The organism is Cobetia sp. 5-25-4-2 (assembly GCF_013374075.1).
Classification (GTDB): domain Bacteria; phylum Pseudomonadota; class Gammaproteobacteria; order Pseudomonadales; family Halomonadaceae; genus Cobetia; species Cobetia marina.
This window is the reverse complement of record NZ_BLWK01000001.1, coordinates 544,033-566,990: the sequence shown is the minus strand read 5'-3', so window position 1 is coordinate 566,990 and position 22,958 is coordinate 544,033. Positions and strand designations below refer to the sequence as shown.

Sequence of the window (22,958 nt, the reverse complement as noted above, 5' to 3'; positions counted from 1 at the left end):
CTATGCTGCGCGCCCGTCTGGTCGCAATCCCGCTGTCTGCCACGCGCCATTGCGATCACCACGGTGCCTTGCATGCCGTGACCCGACCTCCAGGCCAGGTCATGCCCTCTGATTCAGGATGAAACATGCCGCATTCCAAGACCCCTGCTCGTCATCACGCTTACAAGGCACCGCCTCTGGATCTCAGATCCCTGAACCACGATCTGCTCGGCTTTCGGCCGCGAGCCGTCGTCGGGCGGCGTGAACTGATCGAGCTGCCGGAGCTGCATCTGCACCTCAACGCCAAGATCGACACTGGCGCGCACTCGAGCGCACTGCACGCAGAGAACATCGAGGTCTTCGAGAAGGATGAAGACCTGTGGGTACGCTTCATCACGCGCAGTGGCGGCAGTGATTCTCCGCCCCATGATGTCGAGACACGGGTCCACGACCGGCGTCGGGTCAGGTCTTCCAACGGTCAGGCACAGTGGCGCTACGTGATTCGCTCCCGCATGCAGCTCGCCGGGCTCGACTACGACATCGACATGACACTGGTCGATCGCTCCCAGATGCGCCACCCCATCCTGCTGGGGCGCCGTGCACTGCGTCGCCTGCTGGTGGCACCGGGTGCCGCCTATCTGCATGGCGAGCCCTGACGACCTTCACATTGCGCAAGACTCGCCCCCGGCATGACTCGAACGGGCACGCCGCCTTCGCGGCGCTCGCGCAAGACGCCTCCTGACGCACCTCTTTCATCCTTTCGCCACCTTCTCATTCCTGACGGCCCTTTCGGCTCTGGAGGATTTCATGCATATCGGTATCCTGTCGCGCAATTCCCGCCTCTACTCCACTCGCCGCCTGATCGAGGCAGCCGAAGCCCGCGGGCATACCGCACGCGTCGTGGACACGCTGCGCTGCTACATGAACATCGCCTCGCACCGCCCCTCCATCCATTACAAGGGTGCCGAGATCGAGCATTTCGACGCCGTGGTGCCGCGCATCGGCGCCTCCGTCACCTTCTATGGCTGTGCGGTACTGCGCCAGTTCGAGATGATGGGTACCTACGTGGTCAACGACTCCGTGGCCATCGCGCGCTCGCGTGACAAGCTGCGCTCGCTGCAGCTGCTGTCGCGCAAGGGACTGGGCCTGCCGGTCACCGGCTTCGCTCACTCCCCCGATGACATCCCCGACCTGATCACCATGGTCAAGGGCGCGCCGCTGGTCATCAAGCTGCTGGAAGGCACCCAGGGCATCGGCGTGGTGCTCGCCGAGACCAATCAGGCCGCCGAGAGCGTGATCCAGGCCTTCATGGGCATGAAAGCCAACATCATGGTGCAGGAATACATCAAGGAAGCGCGCGGCGCCGACATCCGCTGCCTGGTGGTGGGTGACAAGGTGGTGGCCTCCATGAAACGTCAGGCGGCTGATGGCGAGTTCCGCTCCAACCTGCATCGTGGCGGCACCGCGAGCGAGATTCGCATCACGCCGGAAGAGCGCTCCACCGCCATCCGCGCCGCCAAGGCCATGGGCCTGGCCGTCGCCGGTGTCGACCTGCTGCGCGCCAACCATGGTCCGGTGATCATGGAAGTGAACTCCTCACCGGGTCTGCAGGGTATTGAAACGGCAACCGGCAAGGACATCGCGGGGATGATCATCGACCACATCGCCAAGTCCGCCGCACCCGCCAGGAAGATCCCGCCCAAGCCCAAGGGGTGAGATGCCGCCGGCTTGCCAGAGCATTCTGGGAGACATGACGCTGATCACGGACAGCCGTGACACTGTCGGACGTCACGATAACGTCATCGAACTGTCGTAAAATGAGTGGATTGACGCTACGGGAAGAAATATCAGGACTTTCTGCACATCAGGGGTAGAAAAACACTGTTTTCACCCGCACAATCTCTCCTGACGGAGGAGGTGACCGCCCATGTTTCTCGACAATCGCCAGGTGGCGATGGATAGCGTCCAGGAAGCCCTGGCAGACAGTCTTGATTATTTCGAGGACAACGCCGAACGGCTGCGTCCCGGGCTGCTGAAGGCCTTTGAACCCTTCTATGCCCGGCGCGTGGAGCTCAAGCAGGCGCTGGAAGTCGAGACGCGCAAGCATCTGAGCCTGATGCCGCGAGACGCTGATGTCGAGCGTGATGACTACATGTGGCTGTGGAGTCGCCTGAAGAGCATCGTCAGCAACGACAATCAGGTTCTGATCAACGAACTGCTCGAACAGGAGCGCGTGCTGATGCAGGCCTGCTCGACGGCCTTCACGCATCCTCTCCCGGACAGCATGGAGAAGGTGCTGGAAGCGTGCTTCCACAACTGCCGCCAATTGATTCGCGAGCTCTATCGTCACCAGACCGGCATCGCGGCACGCCGCCGCGCCGGCTGATCTCGGGCCCGCTCAGCGGAAAAAGCCTCGAGCAGACACGAAAAGCCCCCGCTTCCTATCGGAAGACGGGGGCTTTTCGTGTTGGCCGGCCGGTACGCTGAGCCGCTGTCGTCAACTGCCTGACACGGCCGGTACGGCGGGCAATACCGGTGTCGGCAGTCGCTCCGCCGGCCCCAGGAAACGCGGCTTGCGGCCCCACAGGTAAAGATCCCCCACCGTGGCGGCACGCGCCAGCCATTCGCGCAGCATCAGCCGCAGCCCCGCAGGCCGACGCTCGGAAACCGCCGGACAGCCGACGGCATCCAACCCCAGCACGTCAGCGATGAACAGTGCCCGTGGCAGATGCCAGGGCTGCGTGACCAGCACCGCCTGATCGACACCGAAGACCTTGTGCGCACGCACCAGCGTATCGAAGGTCGAGAATCCGGCGTAATCCAGCGTCATGAACTGCTGTGGCACATTGCGATCACGCAGGTCACGCCACATGGTCATCGGCTCATTGTAATAACGCGTACGATTGTCCCCTGACAGCAGCAGGTTGCTCACTCGATGCAGCCGGTAGAGCTGGGCTGCGGTGTCGAGACGAGCCTGATAGTGCGGGTTGCGTCCTCCGCCCACCAGGCCATGGGAGGTCCCGAAGACGATTCCCACTTCACGGCTTTCGCAGGTCAGCGGGGAAGACGCGATGCGATCACGGGTCGACATCACGACCCAGAGATTGAGCCCGACCACTATCATCAGGCTCACGACCAACAGGCCAATCATGGCCATCACGGCCCGCTTGATCACTCGTCGCATCTGCTCCCCGCACCCATCCTTGCCTGTCACTACCGAATATCGCCATTCACTGCATCATGCAAGCATGAGCGCCCAGCCTACCCAAGCCATGCACACGACACCAGCGGGATGACGCCTGCAGGCTCGAGGGCCACGGGGTCAGGGCAGACGCCTGTCGGCTCACTCTTCCTGCGTCATGATCGCCTTGACGCTGACCGGCACCTGGGTCGCGATGTTGCCCAGTCCCGCCAGGTCACGCAGGGTACGGATGCCATCCACCAGCGAGAACTGGCTGGCATCGACCATCACCGGCGCGTCCGTCTGCACCAGCCAGCGCTCCCCCTGCAGACGTGTCACCTGCAGGCTCACCGGCAGGGTCTGGGTACTGTCATGCAGCGTCAGCTGCCCTTCCAGGCTGACATGCTGGGTATCGCCCGGCTCCATGACCTTGAGCGTCGGCATGTCCAGTGACGCGGTCAGCACGGCCAGGGGATAGTCACCGGCCTCAAAGAGTTTCTCGCTGACACGCTGATCACGGATCTCGATACCGGTATCGGCGGAGTCCAGGTCAATCTCGACCGACAACTGGCCCGCATCATTGACGCGAGCACGCCAGGAATCGAAGGCGTGCTGCTCGACGGTGCTGGCACCGTTCTTGCTCATCTTGGTGGACTGGAAATTCAGTTGCGAGGCATCGCTGTCCAGTGTCCATGACGCCTGTGCACTGACGGCAGTACTCATGATCAGGCTGGCGGTCAGGACACGTAAGGCTGTCGGGTAGCGCATTGGGATATTCCTTGCTGGCAGAGAATCACGATCTTCGACGCCACATGACGCAACGACGGCGCCATGGTGCAGTCCTTGGCACGGCTTGGAAAGCGGTTGGCGCGAGAGGTTCCGTCAAGACGGCCGTGCCGCCCGTTGCGCGATTGCGCCCGAGCGACACGCAGCGTCAGAACATGCCAAGTTCCAGGCGCGCCTCTTCACTCATCATCTCCCGCGACCAGGGGGGCGAGAACACGATCTCGACGTGAACCTTGGAGACATCCTCCGCGCCCAGGATCTTGCGCTTGGCATCCTCGGCGATCACGTTGCCCATGCCGCAGCCCGGCGCCGTCAGCGTCATCTTCAGATTGACCATCTTCTCGCCGCTGATCAGGGTGTCGATACGACAGCCATAGACCAGCCCGAGCTCGACGATGTCCACCGGGATCTCGGGGTCGAAACAGGTGCGCAGCTGCGCCCAGACGAAGGCCTCTATCTCGGCGTCGCTCTGCCCGGCCGGCAGATGCGGGCGCGGCACGGCGTCCAGTCCCAGTGCATCGAGGCTGAAGCTCTCGATCAGGTACATGCGGCCCTCGTACGCCACGCTGACGGTGCCGCCCTTGGCCTGCATGACTTCGACCACCGAGTCCTCATGCAGGGTCACCGACTTGCCGAAGGGTACCGAGATACCTTCCACGTCACGCTGCAACGGCATCTTCTGGCCCTTGCCGAGGCTGGCCAGCTGGTCTTCAGTGTGGCTCATGCCCTCTCCTTGCCGAACCGCATGACAGCCATGCGGATCAAGAATACTGTGGGTTCACTCAGGATGTGCGGGTCACAACATCCCCTGGCAAGCGCCGATAGCAATGAGGCTCGCCATGCGCGAGCCTCATTGATCAGCGCCCGTCAGGGCCACCGCAGGGGATGCTCAGCGCACCATGGTCAGCACGCGCTGCAGAGCCTCGACGAACAGGTCGATCTCCTCCGGCGTATTGTAGGCCGCGAAGGAGGTGCGACAGGTGGCATCGACACCGAAACGTCGCAGCACCGGCTGAGCGCAGTGATGACCGGTCCGGATGGCGACCCCCAGCTGATCGATCAGCAGACCGATGTCCTGGGCGTGGGCACCGTCGACCACGAAGGAGATCGCGCCGGCCTTCTCGGGCGAGTTGCCGATGATGCGCAGCCCGTCCACTTCGCGCATGCGCTCGGTGGCATGGCGCATCAGCTGCTGCTCCCAGCGCGTGATCAGCGCCATGTGGGTGCAGTCCAGCCAGTCGATGGCCTTGCCCAGCCCGATGACCTCGGCGATGGGCGGCGTGCCAGCCTCGAACTTGTGCGGCAGATCCGCGAACAGGGTGCCGTTCTCGAACGAGACCGTGCGGATCATCTCGCCGCCGCCCTGCCACGGTGGCATGGCATCGAGCAGCGCTTCCTTGCCGTAGAGCACGCCGATGCCGGTCGGGCCATACATCTTGTGGCCCGAGAAGACATAGAAGTCGGCGTCGATCTCGCGTACATCGACCTGCTGATGCGGCACCGCCTGGGCGCCATCGACCAGAATCAGCGCGTCGTGAGCATGCGCCAACCTGGCCATCTCGGCCACCGGGTTGATGCTGCCCAGGGCGTTGGAGACCTGATTGACGCAGACCAGGCGCGTCTTCTCGCCCAGCAGGTCACGGTAGGCCGCCATGTCGAGCACGCCATCGTCGTCACACGGAATCACCTTGATGACGATATCCAGGCGTTCCGCCAGCATCTGCCAGGGCACGATGTTGGCGTGATGCTCCATCACCGAGATCAGCACTTCATCACCGGCATTCAGCCAGTTGGCCCCCCAGCTGTTGGCGACCAGGTTGATCGCCTCGGTGGTGCCGCGCGTGAAGATGACTTCACGCGTCAGGCGCGCATTGATGAAGGCACGTACCTTCTCGCGCGTCCCTTCGTAAGCGGCCGTCGCCTCGTCCGCCAGGCTGTGCAGGCCACGGTGGATATTGGCATTGGTGTTGCGGTAATAATCGCTCATCGCGTCGATGACGGCAGTCGGCGTCTGGCTGGTGGCGGCGCTGTCGAGATAGATCAGCGGCACGTCACCATGCACGCGACGCTCGAGGATCGGGAAATCCTCGCGGACCCGCACGACATCGAGCATCAGATTGTCGAGTGCGCTCATGCGAAGTCCTCATCACGCGCCACCGCCACTGCCCCACCGCCCAGCTCGACACTCAGATCCACCAGCTCATCTAGGTGGAAGCGTGACGGCAGGCGACCCGCGACGCTGCGCTCGATACGCTCGGCGATGGCGTCGATGCCCAGACCGGACATGACCTCATTGGCGAAGGCCAGGGTCAGCAGGCCGCGTGCCGTCTGCTCATCGATGCCACGCGCACGCAGTGCGAAGACAGCCGTCTCGTCGAGCTGGCCGGTCGTGGTGCCGTGGGAGCACTTGACGTCGTCGGCATAGATCTCGAGTTCCGGCTTGGTATTGATCTCGGCGCGGTCCGACAGCAGCAGGTTGGCGTTGTTCTGATGCGCCTCGATCTTCTGACTGTCACGCTTGACCAGTACGCGCCCATTGAAGACGCCACGTGCGCGGTCGGCCAGGATGCCCTTGTAGTTCTCATCCGAGAAGGTCAGAGCCTCGTTGTGATTGACCAGCGAGTGGGTATCCACGTGCTGACGATCACGACCGAAGAACAGGCCATCGAGGCGTGCATGGGCATTGCTGCCGTTGAGATCGCAGACGATGTCGTTGCGTACCAGACCACCACCGGTATTCAGGTTGATGGAGCGGTACTGGCTGTCACGCGGCTGCTCGACCTGCAGTGAGGCGATATGCGTCTCGCCGGTGGCGGCCTCACCCAGCTTGTAGTGATTGAGCACGGCGCCGCGCTCCAGCATCACTTCGCTGACCATGTTGGTGAAGTTGGTCGCGCCGGTCTCGCCGATGTGATGCTCGATCACGCTGGCTTCGGCACGGCTGCCCAGCTGCACCAACAGGCGCGGATGGCTCATGGTCACGGGCTCGCCTTCGACGGCGGCGCGCGACAGGAACAGCGCATAGACCGGCTTGTCGAGCACCGTCCGCGGGCCGACCTGAATCACCGCACCCTCTTCAGTGAAGGCGGAGTTCAGCGCCACGAAGGGCGTGAAGTCGATGCCGGTCAGGCGATTCAGCGAGCCGCCGATCACTTCCGGCTGATCGATGATGGCCTGGGACAGCGGCACGACACGCACGGTGTCCGGCAGGCCCGCGACATCGGAGAGCTCGGCGTTGTAGAGACCATCGACGAACACCAGGCGGTAAGCATCGACGGCGAGCGCCAGCTCGTCCTTCACCGCCGCCGAGAGATGGGCATCGTCGGCGAGACGGTATTGCTGGCGACCCAGCGCCTGGGTGTCGGTGTACTTCCAGGCCTCGACCTTGCGAGTCGGCAGACCCAGCGCTTCAAAGCGGGCGATGCCGGCCTGACGGCGCGCCGCCATCCAGCTCGGGTCAGCCGCGAAGCGAGCCTTGCGCGCGGCGAATTCGCTGGCGAAGGCTTCGCTGCCGGGGACGGACGCGGTAGCAAGTGCTGTCATTACGCGGTTTCCTCCTGCAGCCAGTCATAGCCCTGGGCTTCGAGTTCGAGGGCCAGCGACTTGTCGCCGGACTTGACGATGCGACCATCCATCAGCACGTGGATGTGGTCCGGCACGATGTGCTCGAGCAGACGCTGGTAGTGCGTGACCATCAGTACGGCACGGTTCTCGTTGCGAAGGGAATTGACGCCCTTGGCGACGATCTTCAACGCATCGATGTCGAGACCGGAGTCGATCTCGTCGAGCATGGCGAGCTTCGGTTCCAGCACCAGCATCTGCAGGATCTCGTTGCGCTTCTTCTCGCCACCGGAGAAGCCTTCGTTGACGGCACGCTGCAGGAAGCTGGCATCCATCTGCATGAAGGCAAGCTTCTCGCGGATCAGCTTCATGAATTCCGGGGCCGGAATCTCGCCCAGGCCTTCGGCTTCACGCTTGGCGTTCAGCGCCGCCTTGAGCAGGTAGACATTCTTGACCCCCGGGATCTCCACCGGGTACTGGAAGCCCAGCAGCAGGCCGGCACGCGCGCGCTCCTCGACTTCCATCTCCAGCACGTCCTCGCCTTCATAGGTGATGGTGCCCGAGGTCACTTCATAACCGTCCTTGCCGGCGATCACGGAGGACAGCGTGGACTTGCCCGCACCGTTCGGCCCCATGATGGCGTGGACTTCACCCTTGTTGATGGTCAGGTCGAGCCCCTTGAGGATTTCCTTGCCTTCCACCGAGACGTGCAGATCTTTGACTACGAGCATGATGATACCTTTGGCTGACAGGCCGCCCGCAAGCGGCCCTCAAGAATGGGGATGAATGCGAAACAGGCTGTGGCGTTAGCCGACGGCGCCTTCGAGGGTGACGTTGAGCAGCGCCTCGGCCTCGACGGCGAACTCCATCGGCAGCTCCTGGAAGACGTCCTTGCAGAAACCGTTGACGATCATGTTGACCGCATCTTCCTCGCTGATGCCGCGCTGACGGCAGTAGAACAGCTGATCCTCGCCGATCTTGGACGTCGTCGCCTCGTGCTCGACGGTAGCGGTGGCATTGCCGATCTCCTGATACGGGAAGGTGTGCGCACCACAGCGATCGCCGATCAACAGCGAGTCACACTGGGTGAAATTGCGCGCGCCCTTGGCCCGTGGACCGATCTTGACCAGGCCACGATAGGACTGCTCGGAGTTGCCCGCCGAGATGCCCTTGGAGACGATGGTGGACTTGGTGCCCTCACCGATGTGGATCATCTTGGTACCGGTGTCCGCCTGCTGGCGACCATTGGTGACGGCGACGGAGTAGAACTCCCCGACACTGTCCTTGCCACGCAGGATGCATGACGGGTACTTCCAGGTGATCGCGGAGCCGGTCTCGACCTGGGTCCAGGACACCTTGGAACGATCACCGCGGCAATCGGCGCGCTTGGTGACGAAATTGTAGATGCCACCCTTGCCGTCTTCATCGCCCGGATACCAGTTCTGGACGGTGGAGTACTTGATGTAGGCATCTTCCAGCGCGACCAGCTCGACCACGGCGGCGTGCAGCTGGTTCTCATCACGCTGCGGTGCGGTGCAGCCTTCCAGATACGAGACCTGAGCCTGCTTCTCGCAGATGATCAGGGTGCGCTCGAACTGGCCGGTGTTGGCGGCGTTGATGCGGAAGTAGGTGGAAAGCTCCATCGGGCAGGTCACGCCTTCCGGCACGAACACGAAGGAGCCATCGGTGAAGACGGCCGCGTTCAGCGCGGTGAAGTAGTTGTCTGCCTTGGGCACGACGGTCCCCAGATACTGCTTGATCAGCTCCGGGTAGTCCTGGATGGCTTCCGAGATGGAGCAGAAGATCACGCCCGCCTCGGACAGTTCCTTCTTGAAGGTAGTGGTCACCGATACGGAGTCGAATACCGCATCCACCGCCACGCCAGCCAGCGCGGCGCGCTCGTGCAGCGGGATACCCAGCTTCTCGTAGGTCTCCAGCAGCTTGGGGTCCACCTCATCCAGACTCTGCGGACGATCTTCCGGCTTCTTCGGGGCGCTGAAATAGGAAATCGCCTGGTAGTCGATCTCGGGGTAATCCAGGTGTGCCCAGGACGGCGCCTTCATCTTCAGCCACTGATGATAGGCATCCAGACGCCACTCCAGCATCCACTCCGGCTCACCCTTCTTGGCCGAGATGAAGCGAATCACGCTCTCATCCAGTCCCGGCGGAATGGTGTCGCTCTCGATGTCGGTCACGAAGCCCTGCTTGTACTCTCGCTGTACAAGCTGCTCCATCTCCTGGCTCGCCATGCTGGTCTCCTCTCCCGGAGAAGCTCCGGGTCTGTTCAGATTCCTGATCACCCCGCCTCAACTGCGGCGAAGCTCGAATATTCGAATATTTCTGATGCCTGTCCCGCTACCGTGGGGCTGAGCATTCAGCGCCCGGACATGCCGTTGACGACGCTTCCTGCACTGCTGTCCTTGTCGGGGGCTCCCCCGTCAGCCTCTTCATCGCTGTAGAGACTGACGGCCTGAATGGGCAACTGGATCGGCATCCGCAGCGGTGCGGTGGATGCCAGATGTGCCAGCGTCACGCTGCCCAGCAGTTCACCGATGGCGCGCGAGACTCTCTGCCAGTTGTCGGCCACGCCACAGGTGTTGACCAGCTCGCAATCGCCATCGGCGTGGCTGCATTCCGTGACGGCCACCGGACCTTCGATGGCGCTGATGATGTCACTGGCCGTGATGTCACTGGCGGGTCGCGCCAGACGGTAGCCCCCCTGCGCCCCACGACGTGACTCCAGCAATCCGGCGCGTACCAGCGCCTTCAAGGTCTTGCTGACGGTGGGATGCGGCAACTGAACGCTTTCCGCGAGATCGATCGCTGCATGGGCCGACTCCGGCTCGCGAGCGATGCGCGCCATCACCACGGCGGCATAATCGGTCATTCTGGAAAGCTTCAGCATCTTGCCTCCACTGCGGGGTTATCAATTGGGGACCATTTTAGTCCTGTATCAGAACGATGTGAAGCCAAGCACCCTGCGAAAACGCCAAATTGCGGCCTGGGCAACCAGTTTGCCGACAAGATAGCCGCCGATCACAACAAAAATAACAATCATTCCCATTTAAAATTTCTACTGACCACCCCACCCTGCCACTCTCAAGACTGTACAAGACCTTCTGCTGCCAGCCTTGGAACGCAAGACACCCCGCCGGGAAATCCCGACGGGGTGTCTTGGTCTTGCATCATCTCGACATCACGCGCCACTCAGGAGAGCGACGTGGTCATGATCAGTCGTGGAACGGATTGCGCAGCACGATGGTCTCGTTGCGATCCGGGCCGGTGGAGATGATGTCGATCGGCACGCCGACCTGCTCTTCCAGGAAGCTGATGTAGGCACGGGCATTGGCCGGCAGCTTCTCGACTTCACGCACGCCGATGGTGGAGTCGCTCCAGCCCGGCAGGTCCTGGTAGAGCGGCTCGATGGCTTCATAGCCTTCGGAATCCACCGGGTTGTCCAGCACGTCGCCATCCTTGCTGCGATAGCCGATGCAGACCCGGATGTTCTCGAGACCATCCAGCACGTCCAGCTTGGTCAGGCAGATGCCGCTGACCGAGTTGATCTGCACGGCGTGACGCAGGGCGACGGCATCGAACCAGCCACAACGACGCGCACGACCGGTGGTGGCACCGAATTCGTGGCCACGCTCGGCCAGGTGACGGCCGAACTCATCGAACAGCTCGGTCGGGAACGGGCCGGAACCGACACGGGTGGTGTAGGCCTTGGTGATGCCCAGCACGTAGTCGAGATACAGCGGGCCGACACCGGAACCGGTGGCGGTGCCGCCGGCAGTGGTGTTGGAGCTGGTGACGTACGGGTAGGTACCGTGGTCGATGTCGAGCAGTGAGCCTTGAGCACCCTCGAAGAGGATGTTCTCGTTGGCCTTGCGCACGGAGTGGACCAGATCCACGGTGTCGCAGACCATCGGACGCAGCTCTTCGGCCATTTCCATGGCTTCGTCCAGCACCTGCTGGAAGTCGACCGGCGCTTCACCGTGATAGTGCTGCAGCACGAAGTTGTGGTAATCCAGCACTTCGCCCAGCTTGGAGGCGAAACGCTCACGGTGGAGCATGTCACCCAGACGCAGGCCACGACGCGCGACCTTGTCTTCGTAGGCCGGCCCGATGCCACGACCCGTGGTGCCGATCTTGGCGACACCACGCGCCTTCTCACGCGCCTGATCCAGGCGCACGTGATAGGACAGGATCAGCGGGCAAGCCGGCGACAGACGCAGACGGTCACGTACCGGCACGTCGTTGGCTTCCAGCTCGCGGATCTCCTTGATCAGCGCTTCTGGAGACAGCACGACGCCGTTGCCGATGACGCAGGTCTTGCCCGGGTGCAGGATACCGGACGGGATCAGGTGAAGAACGGTCTTCTTGCCATCCAGCACCAGTGTATGGCCGGCGTTGTGGCCACCCTGGAAGCGCACGACGGCGCTGGCGGATTCGGTCAGCAGGTCAACGACCTTGCCCTTGCCTTCATCACCCCATTGGGTGCCGAGCACGACTACATTCTTGCCCATGATTCCTAGTCTCTTTCGGTGAATAACCGTCGGTGAAAACCCACTCACAAGTGCAGCCACCTCAAGGGCAGCTGCACCTCGGGACCTGGTGGCCCCTGCTGTTCTGCTGGCTGGCACGCATGGCCGTCAGCGGATCACGACTGCAGCGTCACGACCTGCCAGGCGCCATCGACCTGGACAAGCTCGCGGTTGCAACGGTGCGCATCGGCACCGGTGGTCTGGCCCGGTAGCGCGGCGATGACACGCTCGCCGTCGGCGCGCAGTTGATCGACACACTCGCGCAGCGCGCTGTCATTGAGTGCCGGTGCCCAGATGCCATCGCAGGCCGGAGGCTGCACGGCGAGCGACGCCAGCTGCTTCAGGTCCATCGAGAAGCCGGTGGCCGGACGCGCACGTCCGAAGGCACGCCCAGTATCGTCGTAGCGCCCGCCCTTGGCCAGCGCCTGACCATAGCCCGGCACATAGGCCGCGAACACCATGCCGGTGTGATATTCATAGCCGCGCAGTTCGGCGAGATCGAAGTACAACGTGACCTGCGGATGACGCTCACGCACGACCTGACTGAGGGCGGCAAGCTGATCCAGTGCGCCGGCGACGGCAGCGGGCGCACCGGCAAAGGCGGTCCGGGCCTGGGCAAGAATCTCTTCATCCCCGTGCAGGTGCGGCAGGGTCTTGAGCATGCCCGCCACCACCTTGTCACCCACCACGCGATCGATCAATGCATCGAGAGCGGAATACTGCTTGCGTTCGATGGCGGCGAACAGCTCGCGCTCGTGCTCGTCGCTCATGCCGGCTTCGGCGATCAAGGCACGATAGATGCCGATATGCCCCAGCGCCAGGTGCAGCTCGCCAGCACCGGCCTGCTCGAGGCTGGTCAGTGCCAGGTGCAGGATCTCGTGGTCGGCCTCAAGGCCAGCATGACCGAACAGCTCGGCACCGACCTGCACCGGGCTGCGTCCGCCCTGATGCTTGTCCGCCTTGGTACGCAGCACGTTGGCGCAGTAGCACAGACGCACCGGCCCTTCACGATGCAGGGAGTGGGCATCCATGCGTGCCACCTGCGGGGTGACATCGGCACTGGCTCCCATCATGCGCCCGGTCATCTGATCTGTCAGCTTGAAGGTCTGAAGGTCAAGCTCGGTACCGGTGCCGGTCAGCAGGGAATCAAGGAATTCGACGGGAGGCGGCAGCACCAGGTCATAGCCGAAGCGATGATAGAGGTCGAGCAGCGCGCGGCGCAGCGCCTCCATACGGGTTGCCTGAGGCGGCAGTACCTCATCCATGCCATCCGGGAGGAGCCAGCGATCTGCGATGGTCATTGCGCTATCCTGCGAGAAATTTTTGACAAGGAGTGGCGCGTATCGCGCGTGCCGTCAGTGCAGGGACATGCCGCTGCAACTCAGTGACGAAACACCCGCGCAACACGCTGGACACTCGACGGCAACGCCCTTGAAACACGGCGTGAGACAGGCTCGAGCCGCGCCTTGAGGCGGCTTCGCGAGCAAGGACTGCCACGCTGACAGCGCCTGTCCGGGGCCCATCGGGACTTCGTGGGAACGTCGTCGATAGAGGAAAAACGGCCACAAAAAAACCGGGCGGTGCCCGGTTGCAGGAGTCTAGCATGAATCCTTTCGGGATGAACCCCACACGAGACTTCGTGCGGGGTTCATCCGCGGCATCGTCATCTGTTCGCCTGATGACGATGCGGACGGTCAGCCGTTACTGAGAGCCGCCCTGCGAATCCTTGAAGAAGCGGAAGAATTCGCTATCCGGCTGGATGACCATCATGTTGCCATCACCCTTGAAGCTGTCGCGATAGGCCTGCAGCGAGCGATAGAAGCGGAAGAACTCCAGATCCGCCCCGTAGGCCGCAGCGTAGATGGCGGCCGCTGATGCGTCCCCCTCACCACGCAGGGTCTGCGCCTGCTCTTCAGCCTGTGCAAGCAGTACCGAACGACGGCGGTCCGCATTGGCCTGGATCTTCTCGGCCTGCTCCTGACCCTGGGCACGATATTCACGTGCCTCACGCTGACGCTCGGTCTTCATGCGCTCATAGACCGCCTGAGAGACTTCGTCCGGCAGGTCGATGCGCTTGACGCGGATATCGAGAATCGACACCCCCAGCTCCTTGCGCATCACCGCGTCGAGCTCTTCGGTGGGCTTCTTCATCAGCGCATCACGCTGTTCGGAGATGATCTGCACCAGCTCGAGCTTGCCGAACTCGTTACGCAGACTCTCGTCGACACGCGGCGCGATCAGACGCTCTGCCATCTGCTCATCACCGGACGTCGCCTCGTAGTAGCGCTTCGGGTCGATGATCTTCCACTTGACGAAGGAGTCGACGATGACCGCCTTCTTCTCGCGTGTCAGATAACGGCTCGCCTGGGCATCCAGTGTCAACACGCGCGTATCGAAGGTACGAATCGTGTTGTAGACCGGCAACTTGAAATGCAGGCCCGGCTGGATGTTGTCTTCCACCACCTCACCAAACTTGAGCTTGATGGCGCGCTGGGTCTCATCGATCGTGTAGAGGCTGTTGCTGGCGAACCAGGCAACGACGGCCAGACCCGCCACGGCCATCAGTGAGCGATTGTTGATCATTGACGACCCTCCCGACGAATGCTGTTGCTGCTGTCATTGCTGCTCTGGCTGCTGCGGCCGAGAGCGTCGCTCGCCTGTCGGGACACGCGATCCAACTCACTGCGACTCATGCCACTGGCATCCTCGGACGTGGCATTGGACTTGCCAGCCAGCTTGTCCAACGGCAGGTACATGAGGGAGTTGCCGTTCTCGACATCCACCAGCACCTTGTTGGTCTTGCCGAGCACTTCCCCCATGGTCTCGAGGTACATGCGCTCGCGGATGATCTCCGGTGCCTTCTGGTACTCGGTCAGCAGGGAAGTGAAGCGATTGGCCTCACCCTGGGACTTGGCCACCACCGACTCCTTGTACCCTTCGGCTTCCTCGATGATGCGCTGCGCCTGACCTTGAGCCGCCGGGAGAATCGAGTTCTCGTAGGCCAATGCCTGGTTGATCGTGCGCTGACGATCCTCACGAGCCTTGATGACGTCATCGAAGGAATCCTGGACCGCTGCCGGCGCCGACGTGGACTCGACGTTGATGGTCTGCAATGTCAGACCCACGCCATAGTTGTCCAGGTAGGACTGCAGACGCGACTTGACGTTGCTGGCCAGCAGCTCACGCCCGGAGGTCAGAATGTCGTTCATGTCGGCGCTGCCGACTTCGTGACGCAATGCAGAGTCCATGGCGTTCTCGAGGCTGACCTCGGGAGCACGCACATTGAGCAGGAAGTCACGCGGGTTGGATACCTGATACTGGACGGACATCTGCACTTCGACGATGTTCTCGTCCTGCGTCAGCATCGACTTGGTCTGGGAGAGCGAGCGCACCTTGGTGACGTTGATCTCGCGAACGTCATCGATGATCGGCGGATTCCAGTGCAGACCCGGGCCGACGATGTCGTTGTACTTGCCGAAGCGAAGCACCACGCCACGTTCGGACTGATCGACCAGATAGAAACCGGAAGCCGCCCAGATGGCGACCAGCACCACCCCGATGATGCCCGGCAGGGCAAAGGCATTGGTGCTGCCACCACTGCCGCCGTTGCCGCCCCCGCTGCCGCCACGACGCTTGCGGCCGTTGCCCAGCATGCCGTTGAGCTTGTCCTGGAACTTCTTCAGCGCTTCGTCGAGGTCGGGCGGTCCACCGTTGCCACCGCCGTTGCCTCCACCCCCTTTCTTGTCCCCGTTGCGGCCACCGCCACTCCAGGGGTCATGCTGGTTGCCGCCACCCGGCTCATTCCAAGCCATACGTCGTCTCCACTCAGTCGATGTTCCGCTCGTCATTATGATGACGCCGCCCATGCCGGCTTTCGTTGCCGGGAATCGTCCCCGGCAATTGATGACCGGTTCTTTGCTATGACACGGCGGCGCGCCCCTTGCGGGAGAAGGCCATGGCCCTGCCTGACAACCATCCTCTGCCAGGCGGCATCCGACAATCCCTTCACGTCGAATGCCTGTTGCTCGCTGCACGTCACTATCCGTGCAAGGGCATCTGCATCAGGTACCTGCAGATGCCAGATGACGCAATCACTGCGTCAGGACTTGTGCGTCACCGAGAGGCGATGCTTCTCGGCGCGCTCGGCAGACAGCTCACGCTGCCAGGCCTCACGATCGTCATGCTCGCCCCCGAGGTAGGCCTCGGGAGATTCCCCAAGATGCGACAACAACTGGAGAAAGTCGCGCTTCTCGAGACGAATGTCCATCAACGCATTGCCCTGCTCGTCATACGCTTCACTCTTGACGGCATCCAGCTCATGCAGACCGGCACGCAGGCGTGACTTCTCCGGCCCCAGCGTCAGACGGGTCGAGATGACATTGTCTGACAGCAGCTCGGAGAAGGCCTGCATCAGCAGATCCAGCCCCTTGCCGTCACGCGCCGACAACCATACGACCAGCGGACGCCCGAAGCCGTCGCGCTCTATGCGCGGCGCCATGTCGAGGCGATCGACCTTGTTCATGACCAGCAGGCGTGGCACGTCACCGGCCTCAATCTCGTTGAGCACCTCGTTGACCTGCTCGGTATTGCGATCATTTTCCGGGTCAGCCGCATCGATGACGTGCACCAGCAGGTCCGCCTCGGCGGCTTCCTGCAGGGTGGCCTGGAACGCTTCCACCAGCTTGTGCGGCAGGTGCCGAATGAAGCCGACGGTATCCGCAAGCACCGCAGGGCCCACGTCTTCCAGCTCCAGACGGCGCAGCGTCGGGTCGAGCGTGGCGAACAGCTGATCCGCCGCGTAGACCTCAGAGGTGGTCAGCGCATTGAACAGCGTCGACTTGCCGGCGTTGGTATAGCCGACCAGTGACAGGCTGGGGATCTCGGCACGTGCCCGAGCACGGCGGTTCTGATCGCGCTGCTTGTGCACCTTCTCGAGCCGCTTGTGGATCGACTTGATCCGGGCACGCAGCAGACGACGGTCGGTCTCGAGCTGGGTTTCCCCCGGGCCACGCAGACCGATACCGCCCTTCTGACGCTCAAGGTGGGTCCAGCCACGCACCAGGCGGGTGGACATGTACTCGAGCTGAGCGAGCTCCACCTGCAGCTTGCCCTCGTGGGTACGCGCGCGCTGGGCAAAGATGTCGAGGATCAGACCGGTGCGGTCGATCACGCGACACTGGAGCGAACCTTCAAGGTTACGCTGCTGGGAAGGGCTCAATGAATGGTTGAAGATCACAAGCTCGGCTTGGTGCTCGGCCAGGGCCTCACGCACTTCCTCAAGCTTGCCTTCTCCGATGAACGTACGGGAGTCAGGGCGGGGCCGGCTACCCTCGATGAGGGTGGCCGGCACGGCGTCTGCCGAACGTACGAGTTCGAGGAGCTCACCGGCATCCTCGCGTTCTTTTTCGTCCCGGAAATTGACATGGACCAGGACGGCCGTTTCACCGGCTTCGGGTCGTTCGAAGAACAATCAGCGCCTCGGATTTCAGCTTTCTGTGGAGGGCACGGTCGCATCCTGGGCCGGCAGGCGCACATTGCGCGAGGGCACCACGGTTGAGATAGCGTGCTTGTAAACCATCTGGGAGACGGTATTGCGCAGCAGGATGACGAATTGATCGAAGGATTCGATCTGGCCCTGCAGCTTGATGCCGTTGACCAGGAAGATCGAGACCGGAATACGTTCCTTGCGCAGGATGTTCAGGTACGGGTCCTGGAGTGATTGACCTTTGGACATGTGACTCTCCGTAAAAAATGTCTCGTTCGAGGCAAGTATGGTTATGTTCGCCAGCGCTCCGGGTTGCCCTCTTTGGGGGGCTTCACGGGCGCGGGTCGTGACAGCTCATGTTACGCTAAGTGCTGGTCTGGCGCACGATTTTCAAGGTTTCACTGTAAGGATTTACACCCATGGAATCCACGTGGTGAATCCCCTTCCAGCTACGCAGCCAGGTCAATTGACGCTTGGCGAGCTGGCGGGTGGCAATGATGCCACGCTCACGCATCTCGTCACGCGTCAGATGCCCCTCCAGATAATCCCACACCTGACGATAGCCGACACAGCGTATCGAGGGCAGCCCGGGGTGCAGCTCCGGGCGAGCCTTCAGCGCTTCGACCTCGCCAATCAGGCCCTGTTCCAGCATCTGGTCAAAACGCGTCTCGATACGTTCATGTAACACGGCTCTGTCATGGGGCGCCAGTGCGATCGGGATCGGCCGGAACGGAAGCTCGGCTTCCGGCTGCTCCGCGAGCAGCTCCGTCATCGATCGCCCGCTCAACAGACAGACTTCCAGCGCACGTGTCAGACGCTGCGGGTCCGAGGGCCGAATTCTCTCGGCGCTCGCCGGATCCAGCCTGGCAAGCTGCGCATGCAGCGCCGGCAGCCCTTCGTCTCTGGCGCGTGCTTCCAGCTGTTCACGCAGCGCGGGATCCGCCGCCGGCAGCTCCGCCACACCTTCCAGCAGCCGCTTGAAATACATCATGGTGCCACCGACCAGCAGCGGCATCTTGCCGCGGGACTGGATCTCGGCGATATGCGCCAGTGCATCGCGACGAAACTCCGCTGCCGAATAGCTCTCCAGCGGGTCCAGGAAGTCGATCAACCGGTGCGGCGCCCGCGCCAGCTCTTCGGCGCTGGGCTTGGCGGTCCCGATGTCCATGCCACGATAGATCAGCGCGGAATCGACGCTCACCAGCTCCGCCCCCTGCTCCTCGTGCCAGCGGATGGCCAGGTCCGTCTTGCCGGAGGCTGTCGGCCCCATCAACAGCATGACGGGCGGTTTGTCAGCCAGCTCATGCGCGGCACGGGGGGAAATGTCGGGGGATTGCGTCTGGGTCATGACCTATTGTCTGGGCTAGGAGGTGAATCAAGGGTGAACCACTGCCGTTGCCGGGCAGGCTTACTGCCCACGCAGGAACAGCTTGTCGAGTTCATTCATGGAAAGTTCGGTCCAGGTAGGACGGCCATGATTGCACTGACCGGAGCGCTCGGTGCGCTCCATGTCTCGCAGCAGGGCATTCATCTCGGGAACCGTCAGGCGACGATTGGCCCGCACGCTGCCCCGACAGGCCATGTCCGCGAGCAGCTCATTCATGTGAGCTTCCATGCGATCGCTGCGACCGTAACGCTCGAGATCCTCCAGCATGCCGCGCACCAGTGGCTCGACATCGGCATTGCCGAGCACCACCGGCACCTGCCGCACCAGCAGGGTTTCCGGTCCGGCGGCGTCCAGTTCGACGCCAAGACGCGTGAATGCCTCCGATTCGCGCTCGAAGGTCCCCATCTCGCGCGAACTGACGGCAAGTGACACCGGCACCAGCAGCGGCTGGGCCTCCAGATGACCGCCGCCATGCACATGGCGCTTCATGCGCTCGTAGGTGATGCGCTCGTGGGCGGCGTGCATGTCGACCATCACCAGTCCACGCGAGGTCTGCGACAGGATGTAGACCCCGTGCAGCTGCGCGATGGCGTAGCCCAGCGGTGGCGTATCATCCTCGGCGCTCTGGGCTGGCAGGCCACGCATCACGATGTCAGAGGCGACAGGCGTGGGGCCGTCAGCGGACACATTCTCTGCCGGGACTCCCGACGATGGCTCCGCTGACGGTGCCGAGACCTGCCAACCGGCGGCAGATTCGCTGATACCGGCCGGTGCGTCATCCTCACCTTGGCGCATCCCTTCGCCCAGGGTGACACGCGGGGCGCGCCGCGCCTCGCGCTCGGCACTGGCGATGGCGGCAGGGTCGCGAGCAGCGCCATGCTCAGGCGTCGTGCCCGCAGGCCCGCCACCCGGCGTCAGCAGATGGTCTTCGCTGGGATGCAACGCACGATAGCCGGCCATGAACTGACGCACCCGCTCAGCACTCAGGCGCTCGCTGGAGCGGCCATCTCCGGCCGGCGGCAGCTGTGACGATGGCTTCCAGGGCGCGGCAGCGCCTGACGGCTCACCTGCAGCGGCTGACTGATCCTTCACGGCCGACGCACCACCACCAGGGGATGACTGCGCTGACGCACCATGCTCCTGCGCATCCTGCTCCTGACGCCCGAGACGCATGCCCTGCTGCTGCCAGCCGGGATCCTCCTCCTTCTCCTGGCCCTCGATACCGGTGGGCGCGGCGCTGTTGTCACCGGGGCGCACCTCGGCCAGTGCCTTGTGCAGGCTGGAGAACAGGAAGTCGTGCACCAGGCGTCCGTCGCGGAAGCGCACTTCGTGCTTGGTGGGGTGAACGTTGACATCCACCACCGTGGGGTCCAGCTCCAGATAGAGCACGAACACCGGATGCCGGCCGTGGAACAGCACGTCGCGATAGGCCTGACGCACAGCATGCGCGACCAGACGGTCACGCACCACGCGGCCATTGACGAAGAAATACTGCTGGTCCGCCTGGGCACGCGAATGCGTCGGCAAGCCGACCCAGCCGGAGAGACGCAAGCCGGAGGCCTCGATATCCAGATGCAGCGCATGCTCGAGGAAGTTGCGACCCAGCAGTGCGCCGATCCGTCGCTCCACCGTCAGCGTGTCCTCGCCGGCACGCAGCTGATGCACCACCTTCTGGTTGTGGCGCAACGTCCAGCCGATGTCGTGACGCGACAGCGCGAGACGCCGGAAGCTTTCCTCGACATGGCCGAATTCGGTCTTCTCGGTACGCATGAACTTGCGACGCGCCGGCGTATTGAAGAACAGGTCACGCACGGCCACGCTGGTGCCACGCGGATGGGGTGCCGGCGAGACGCGTGGCGACATCTCACGGCCTTCCGCCACCACCCGCCAGCCATTGGCGGGCTCATCCGAGACGTTCGAGAACAGCTCCAGGCGCGAGACCGAGCTGATCGAGGCCAATGCCTCCCCCCGAAAGCCGAGACTCGCCACACCCTCCAGGTCATCAAGGCTCTCGATCTTGCTGGTCGCGTGACGTGACAGGGCCAGCGGCAGATCCTCCTCGGTGATGCCGCAGCCGTTGTCACGCACGCGAATCAGCCGCGCACCGCCGCCTTCCAGTTCCAGCTCGATGCGCGTACTGCCGGCATCGATGGCGTTCTCGACCAGCTCCTTGACCACGGAGGCCGGTCGCTCCACCACCTCGCCCGCCGCGATCTGGTTGGCAAGACGCGGATTGAGGATGCGGATACGCCGCTCACGTGTTTCAGCGACATCCGTATCAGATGGCTCGACGGACATGGAAGAACTCCTGATTATGCATGCGTAGAGGGCGTCTCTCTGAAAACGACACTGCCCGCCGACCCGGCCTCTTCGTGCGGCGAGCACGCAAGAGCCGGGGCTGCGGACAGTCGACGGGCTTCATGCCCGGTGGATAGCGTGCTCGGGCTGCCACACCCGCCTGCCGCCACGTCGAAGGAGCAGGCGGCCTGACACTCAGCCGCGTGGAATCTTGAGCACCTGACCGACGCGGACCGTGTCCCCGCTCATGCCATTGGCCTGCTTCAGCGCGGCCATGCTCACGTTGTGACGCTGTGCGACTTCCGACAGCGTATCGCCACTCTTGACGCGATACTCGCCACCGTTGCCGCCTCGTGCCTGGCTGCGTCGCCATGCCAGCAGACTGGCAGGCGGCGGATTGCGCTCGAAGTGACTCTGGATACCCGAGAAGATCGAGCGCGCCAGCTTTTCCTGATAGGCGCCACTGTTGAGGTTGCGCTCTTCCTGGGGATTGGAGATGAAGCCCGTTTCCACCAGCAGAGACGGGATGTCCGGCGACTTGAGCACCACGAACCCGGCCTGCTCCACCTGACGCTTGTGCAGCGAGTTGATGCGGCCCAGATTGGCCAGCACGCCGCTGCCTGCCGCCAATGAATCATTGAGCGTGGCGGTCATGGTCAGATCCAGCAGCACGCCGCGCAGCATCTCATCCTTGTCATTCAGGCTGAGGTTGCCATCCACGCCACCGATCAGGTCAGCACGGTTCTCGGTGGCCGCCAGCCAGCGGGCAGTCTCTGAGGTGGCGCCACGGCTGGAAAGCGCAAAGACCGAGCTGCCATGCGGCCGCGGACTGTTGAAGGCGTCGGCGTGCACCGAGACGAAGAAGTCTGCCTTCTGCTCACGCGCGATCTCGGTACGCTTGCGCAGCGGGATGTAGTAATCGCTGTTGCGGGTCAGGATGGCCTTGAAGCCGGGCTGCTCGTCGAACATGCGCTTGAGGCGCTTGCCGATCTTGAGCACCACATCCTTCTCCTTGGTACCACTCGGGCCGCTGGCGCCCGGGTCCTCACCGCCGTGACCGGGGTCAATGGCGATGATGATATCGCGCTTGGGATGCGTCGCCGCCTTGCTGCTCGGCAGCGGCGCGGCAGGCTCGCCCTTCAGCTTGCGCTTGGCTGCCGCCTGCTCCTGCTCGCGGATACGGGCTTCGATCGGGTCAATGGGATTCTCGACCGCGGACTCGCCCGGGAACTCGAGATCCACCACCAGACGGTTGCCGTACTTGTCGTTCGGCGCCAGCGTGAAGTCCTTGGGATTGACCTGGCGCGTCAGATCCAGCACGACCCGCAGGGCATCGTCCTGTCGTCCGGTACGGATCGCCTTGATGGCACTGCCTTCCAGATCCAGCGCATCGAGCTTGCGCTTCACCGCGTTGCTGGCCACCTCGCTTGCCGCGAGGTCGATCACCAGACGCCGAGGATTGTCGAGGCTGAAGATGTTGGCACTGGCTGCGCTATCGAGATCGAACACCAGCCGCGTGTGGTCCGGCGCGGTCCACAACCGCAGATTCTCGACCTTGGCGGCCAGCGCCTGGGGAGCGAGCGCGAGACTTGCCAGCGAGCACATCACCCCCCCCGCCAGGCAGCGACGTAGACCGCGCATCATGCGCAGGCGAGAGGATTGGGGCGCAGTTTCAGGCATCGGAAAGGGTGACTCGAACAGAAGGAACATGGATGAATATAGCGAAGGATGACCAGA

Annotated in this window: 20 protein-coding genes; 3 read left to right on the top strand and 17 right to left on the bottom strand. The window is 63.0% G+C overall.

Annotation, left to right across the window (positions count from 1 at the left end; all coding sequences use genetic code 11):
• Positions 1-125 precede the first annotated feature (125 nt).
• The 3 genes from HXS65_RS02480 (at position 126) to HXS65_RS02470 (ending at position 2,365) form a co-directional block, all read left to right on the top strand.
• A complete protein-coding gene (locus tag HXS65_RS02480) occupies positions 126-635 on the top strand; it encodes a RimK/LysX family protein (protein WP_176493013.1) in 510 nt (169 codons plus the stop codon).
• A gap of 151 nt (positions 636-786) precedes the next feature.
• Positions 787-1,695, top strand: coding sequence for a 30S ribosomal protein S6--L-glutamate ligase (rimK, locus tag HXS65_RS02475; protein WP_077372532.1), 909 nt, complete (start codon positions 787-789; stop codon positions 1,693-1,695).
• A gap of 211 nt (positions 1,696-1,906) precedes the next feature.
• The gene (locus HXS65_RS02470) at positions 1,907-2,365 is read left to right on the top strand and encodes a hypothetical protein (protein WP_077372529.1); all 459 of its coding nucleotides are present in this window, start codon (positions 1,907-1,909) and stop codon (positions 2,363-2,365) included.
• Positions 2,366-2,476: 111 nt separating this feature from the next.
• On the opposite strand, the gene HXS65_RS02465 is transcribed toward HXS65_RS02470, so the two are convergent.
• From HXS65_RS02465 to HXS65_RS02385, 17 genes are all read right to left on the bottom strand, one after another.
• Positions 2,477-3,103, bottom strand: a complete 627-nt coding sequence (locus HXS65_RS02465; protein WP_240499750.1) for a vancomycin high temperature exclusion protein — start codon at positions 3,101-3,103, stop codon at positions 2,477-2,479.
• A 219-nt stretch (positions 3,104-3,322) separates the two neighbouring features.
• Positions 3,323-3,928, bottom strand: a complete 606-nt coding sequence (locus HXS65_RS02460) for a YceI family protein (protein ID WP_084209049.1) — start codon at positions 3,926-3,928, stop codon at positions 3,323-3,325.
• A gap of 166 nt (positions 3,929-4,094) precedes the next feature.
• On the bottom strand, positions 4,095-4,670 hold the full coding sequence (gene sufT, locus HXS65_RS02455) for a putative Fe-S cluster assembly protein SufT (RefSeq protein WP_077372522.1): 576 nt from the start codon (positions 4,668-4,670) through the stop codon (positions 4,095-4,097).
• A gap of 165 nt (positions 4,671-4,835) precedes the next feature.
• Entirely contained in the window at positions 4,836-6,080 is a 1,245-nt protein-coding gene (locus tag HXS65_RS02450) for a cysteine desulfurase (protein ID WP_176493012.1), read from the bottom strand.
• Positions 6,077-7,489, bottom strand: a complete 1,413-nt coding sequence (sufD, locus tag HXS65_RS02445; protein ID WP_176493011.1) for a Fe-S cluster assembly protein SufD — start codon at positions 7,487-7,489, stop codon at positions 6,077-6,079. Before sufD ends, HXS65_RS02450 begins: the two co-directional genes overlap by 4 nt.
• Positions 7,489-8,238, bottom strand: a complete 750-nt coding sequence (gene sufC / locus HXS65_RS02440) for a Fe-S cluster assembly ATPase SufC (RefSeq protein ID WP_077372513.1) — start codon at positions 8,236-8,238, stop codon at positions 7,489-7,491. Before sufC ends, sufD begins: the two co-directional genes overlap by 1 nt.
• A 75-nt stretch (positions 8,239-8,313) precedes the next feature.
• Positions 8,314-9,756, bottom strand: a complete 1,443-nt coding sequence (gene sufB, locus HXS65_RS02435; RefSeq protein WP_077372510.1) for a Fe-S cluster assembly protein SufB — start codon at positions 9,754-9,756, stop codon at positions 8,314-8,316.
• Between the two features lie 125 nt (positions 9,757-9,881).
• A complete protein-coding gene (locus HXS65_RS02430; RefSeq protein WP_084209053.1) occupies positions 9,882-10,412 on the bottom strand; it encodes an SUF system Fe-S cluster assembly regulator in 531 nt (176 codons plus the stop codon).
• Between the two features lie 325 nt (positions 10,413-10,737).
• Positions 10,738-12,033 (bottom strand): adenylosuccinate synthase, encoded by a 1,296-nt coding sequence (locus HXS65_RS02425; RefSeq protein WP_077372504.1) that lies wholly within the window; start codon positions 12,031-12,033, stop codon positions 10,738-10,740.
• A 134-nt stretch (positions 12,034-12,167) separates the two neighbouring features.
• Complete coding sequence (locus HXS65_RS02420) at positions 12,168-13,352, bottom strand: ATP phosphoribosyltransferase regulatory subunit (protein WP_077372501.1); 1,185 nt, start codon at positions 13,350-13,352, stop codon at positions 12,168-12,170.
• A gap of 400 nt (positions 13,353-13,752) precedes the next feature.
• Positions 13,753-14,634, bottom strand: a complete 882-nt coding sequence (hflC, locus tag HXS65_RS02415) for a protease modulator HflC (protein ID WP_077372498.1) — start codon at positions 14,632-14,634, stop codon at positions 13,753-13,755.
• Entirely contained in the window at positions 14,631-15,863 is a 1,233-nt protein-coding gene (gene hflK / locus HXS65_RS02410; protein ID WP_077372495.1) for an FtsH protease activity modulator HflK, read from the bottom strand. Before hflK ends, hflC begins: the two co-directional genes overlap by 4 nt.
• A gap of 287 nt (positions 15,864-16,150) precedes the next feature.
• On the bottom strand, positions 16,151-17,521 hold the full coding sequence (gene hflX, locus HXS65_RS02405; RefSeq protein ID WP_176493010.1) for a ribosome rescue GTPase HflX: 1,371 nt from the start codon (positions 17,519-17,521) through the stop codon (positions 16,151-16,153).
• 15 nt (positions 17,522-17,536) lie between these two features.
• The gene (hfq, locus tag HXS65_RS02400) at positions 17,537-17,785 is read right to left on the bottom strand and encodes an RNA chaperone Hfq (protein ID WP_065392483.1); all 249 of its coding nucleotides are present in this window, start codon (positions 17,783-17,785) and stop codon (positions 17,537-17,539) included.
• Between the two features lie 115 nt (positions 17,786-17,900).
• Positions 17,901-18,884 carry a tRNA (adenosine(37)-N6)-dimethylallyltransferase MiaA gene (gene miaA, locus HXS65_RS02395; protein ID WP_240704163.1) on the bottom strand — a complete coding sequence of 328 codons (984 nt, stop codon included), beginning with the start codon at positions 18,882-18,884 and terminating at the stop codon, positions 17,901-17,903.
• A gap of 60 nt (positions 18,885-18,944) precedes the next feature.
• A complete protein-coding gene (mutL, locus tag HXS65_RS02390) occupies positions 18,945-21,221 on the bottom strand; it encodes a DNA mismatch repair endonuclease MutL (RefSeq protein ID WP_176493009.1) in 2,277 nt (758 codons plus the stop codon).
• A gap of 195 nt (positions 21,222-21,416) precedes the next feature.
• Positions 21,417-22,901, bottom strand: a complete 1,485-nt coding sequence (locus HXS65_RS02385; RefSeq protein WP_371861104.1) for an N-acetylmuramoyl-L-alanine amidase — start codon at positions 22,899-22,901, stop codon at positions 21,417-21,419.
• Positions 22,902-22,958 lie beyond the last annotated feature (57 nt).

What these genes read in the sequence shown, in the direction of transcription:
- HXS65_RS02465 (WP_240499750.1), bottom strand. Translation starts at nt 3,103, where the DNA reads ATGATAGTGGTCGGGCTCAATCTCTGGGTCGTGATGTCGACCCGTGAT.
- sufT (WP_077372522.1), bottom strand. Translation starts at nt 4,670, where the DNA reads ATGAGCCACACTGAAGACCAGCTGGCCAGCCTCGGCAAGGGCCAGAAG.
- hflK (WP_077372495.1), bottom strand. Translation starts at nt 15,863, where the DNA reads ATGGCTTGGAATGAGCCGGGTGGCGGCAACCAGCATGACCCCTGGAGT.
- mutL (WP_176493009.1), bottom strand. Translation starts at nt 21,221, where the DNA reads ATGTCCGTCGAGCCATCTGATACGGATGTCGCTGAAACACGTGAGCGG.
- miaA (WP_240704163.1), bottom strand. Translation starts at nt 18,884, where the DNA reads ATGACCCAGACGCAATCCCCCGACATTTCCCCCCGTGCCGCGCATGAG.
- rimK (WP_077372532.1), top strand. Translation starts at nt 787, where the DNA reads ATGCATATCGGTATCCTGTCGCGCAATTCCCGCCTCTACTCCACTCGC.
- sufD (WP_176493011.1), bottom strand. Translation starts at nt 7,489, where the DNA reads ATGACAGCACTTGCTACCGCGTCCGTCCCCGGCAGCGAAGCCTTCGCC.
- HXS65_RS02450 (WP_176493012.1), bottom strand. Translation starts at nt 6,080, where the DNA reads ATGAGCGCACTCGACAATCTGATGCTCGATGTCGTGCGGGTCCGCGAG.
- hfq (WP_065392483.1), bottom strand. Translation starts at nt 17,785, where the DNA reads ATGTCCAAAGGTCAATCACTCCAGGACCCGTACCTGAACATCCTGCGC.
- HXS65_RS02425 (WP_077372504.1), bottom strand. Translation starts at nt 12,033, where the DNA reads ATGGGCAAGAATGTAGTCGTGCTCGGCACCCAATGGGGTGATGAAGGC.
- sufB (WP_077372510.1), bottom strand. Translation starts at nt 9,756, where the DNA reads ATGGCGAGCCAGGAGATGGAGCAGCTTGTACAGCGAGAGTACAAGCAG.
- HXS65_RS02480 (WP_176493013.1), top strand. Translation starts at nt 126, where the DNA reads ATGCCGCATTCCAAGACCCCTGCTCGTCATCACGCTTACAAGGCACCG.
- sufC (WP_077372513.1), bottom strand. Translation starts at nt 8,238, where the DNA reads ATGCTCGTAGTCAAAGATCTGCACGTCTCGGTGGAAGGCAAGGAAATC.
- HXS65_RS02385 (WP_371861104.1), bottom strand. Translation starts at nt 22,901, where the DNA reads ATGCCTGAAACTGCGCCCCAATCCTCTCGCCTGCGCATGATGCGCGGT.
- HXS65_RS02420 (WP_077372501.1), bottom strand. Translation starts at nt 13,352, where the DNA reads ATGACCATCGCAGATCGCTGGCTCCTCCCGGATGGCATGGATGAGGTA.
- hflC (WP_077372498.1), bottom strand. Translation starts at nt 14,634, where the DNA reads ATGATCAACAATCGCTCACTGATGGCCGTGGCGGGTCTGGCCGTCGTT.
- HXS65_RS02470 (WP_077372529.1), top strand. Translation starts at nt 1,907, where the DNA reads ATGTTTCTCGACAATCGCCAGGTGGCGATGGATAGCGTCCAGGAAGCC.
- HXS65_RS02460 (WP_084209049.1), bottom strand. Translation starts at nt 3,928, where the DNA reads ATGCGCTACCCGACAGCCTTACGTGTCCTGACCGCCAGCCTGATCATG.
- HXS65_RS02430 (WP_084209053.1), bottom strand. Translation starts at nt 10,412, where the DNA reads ATGCTGAAGCTTTCCAGAATGACCGATTATGCCGCCGTGGTGATGGCG.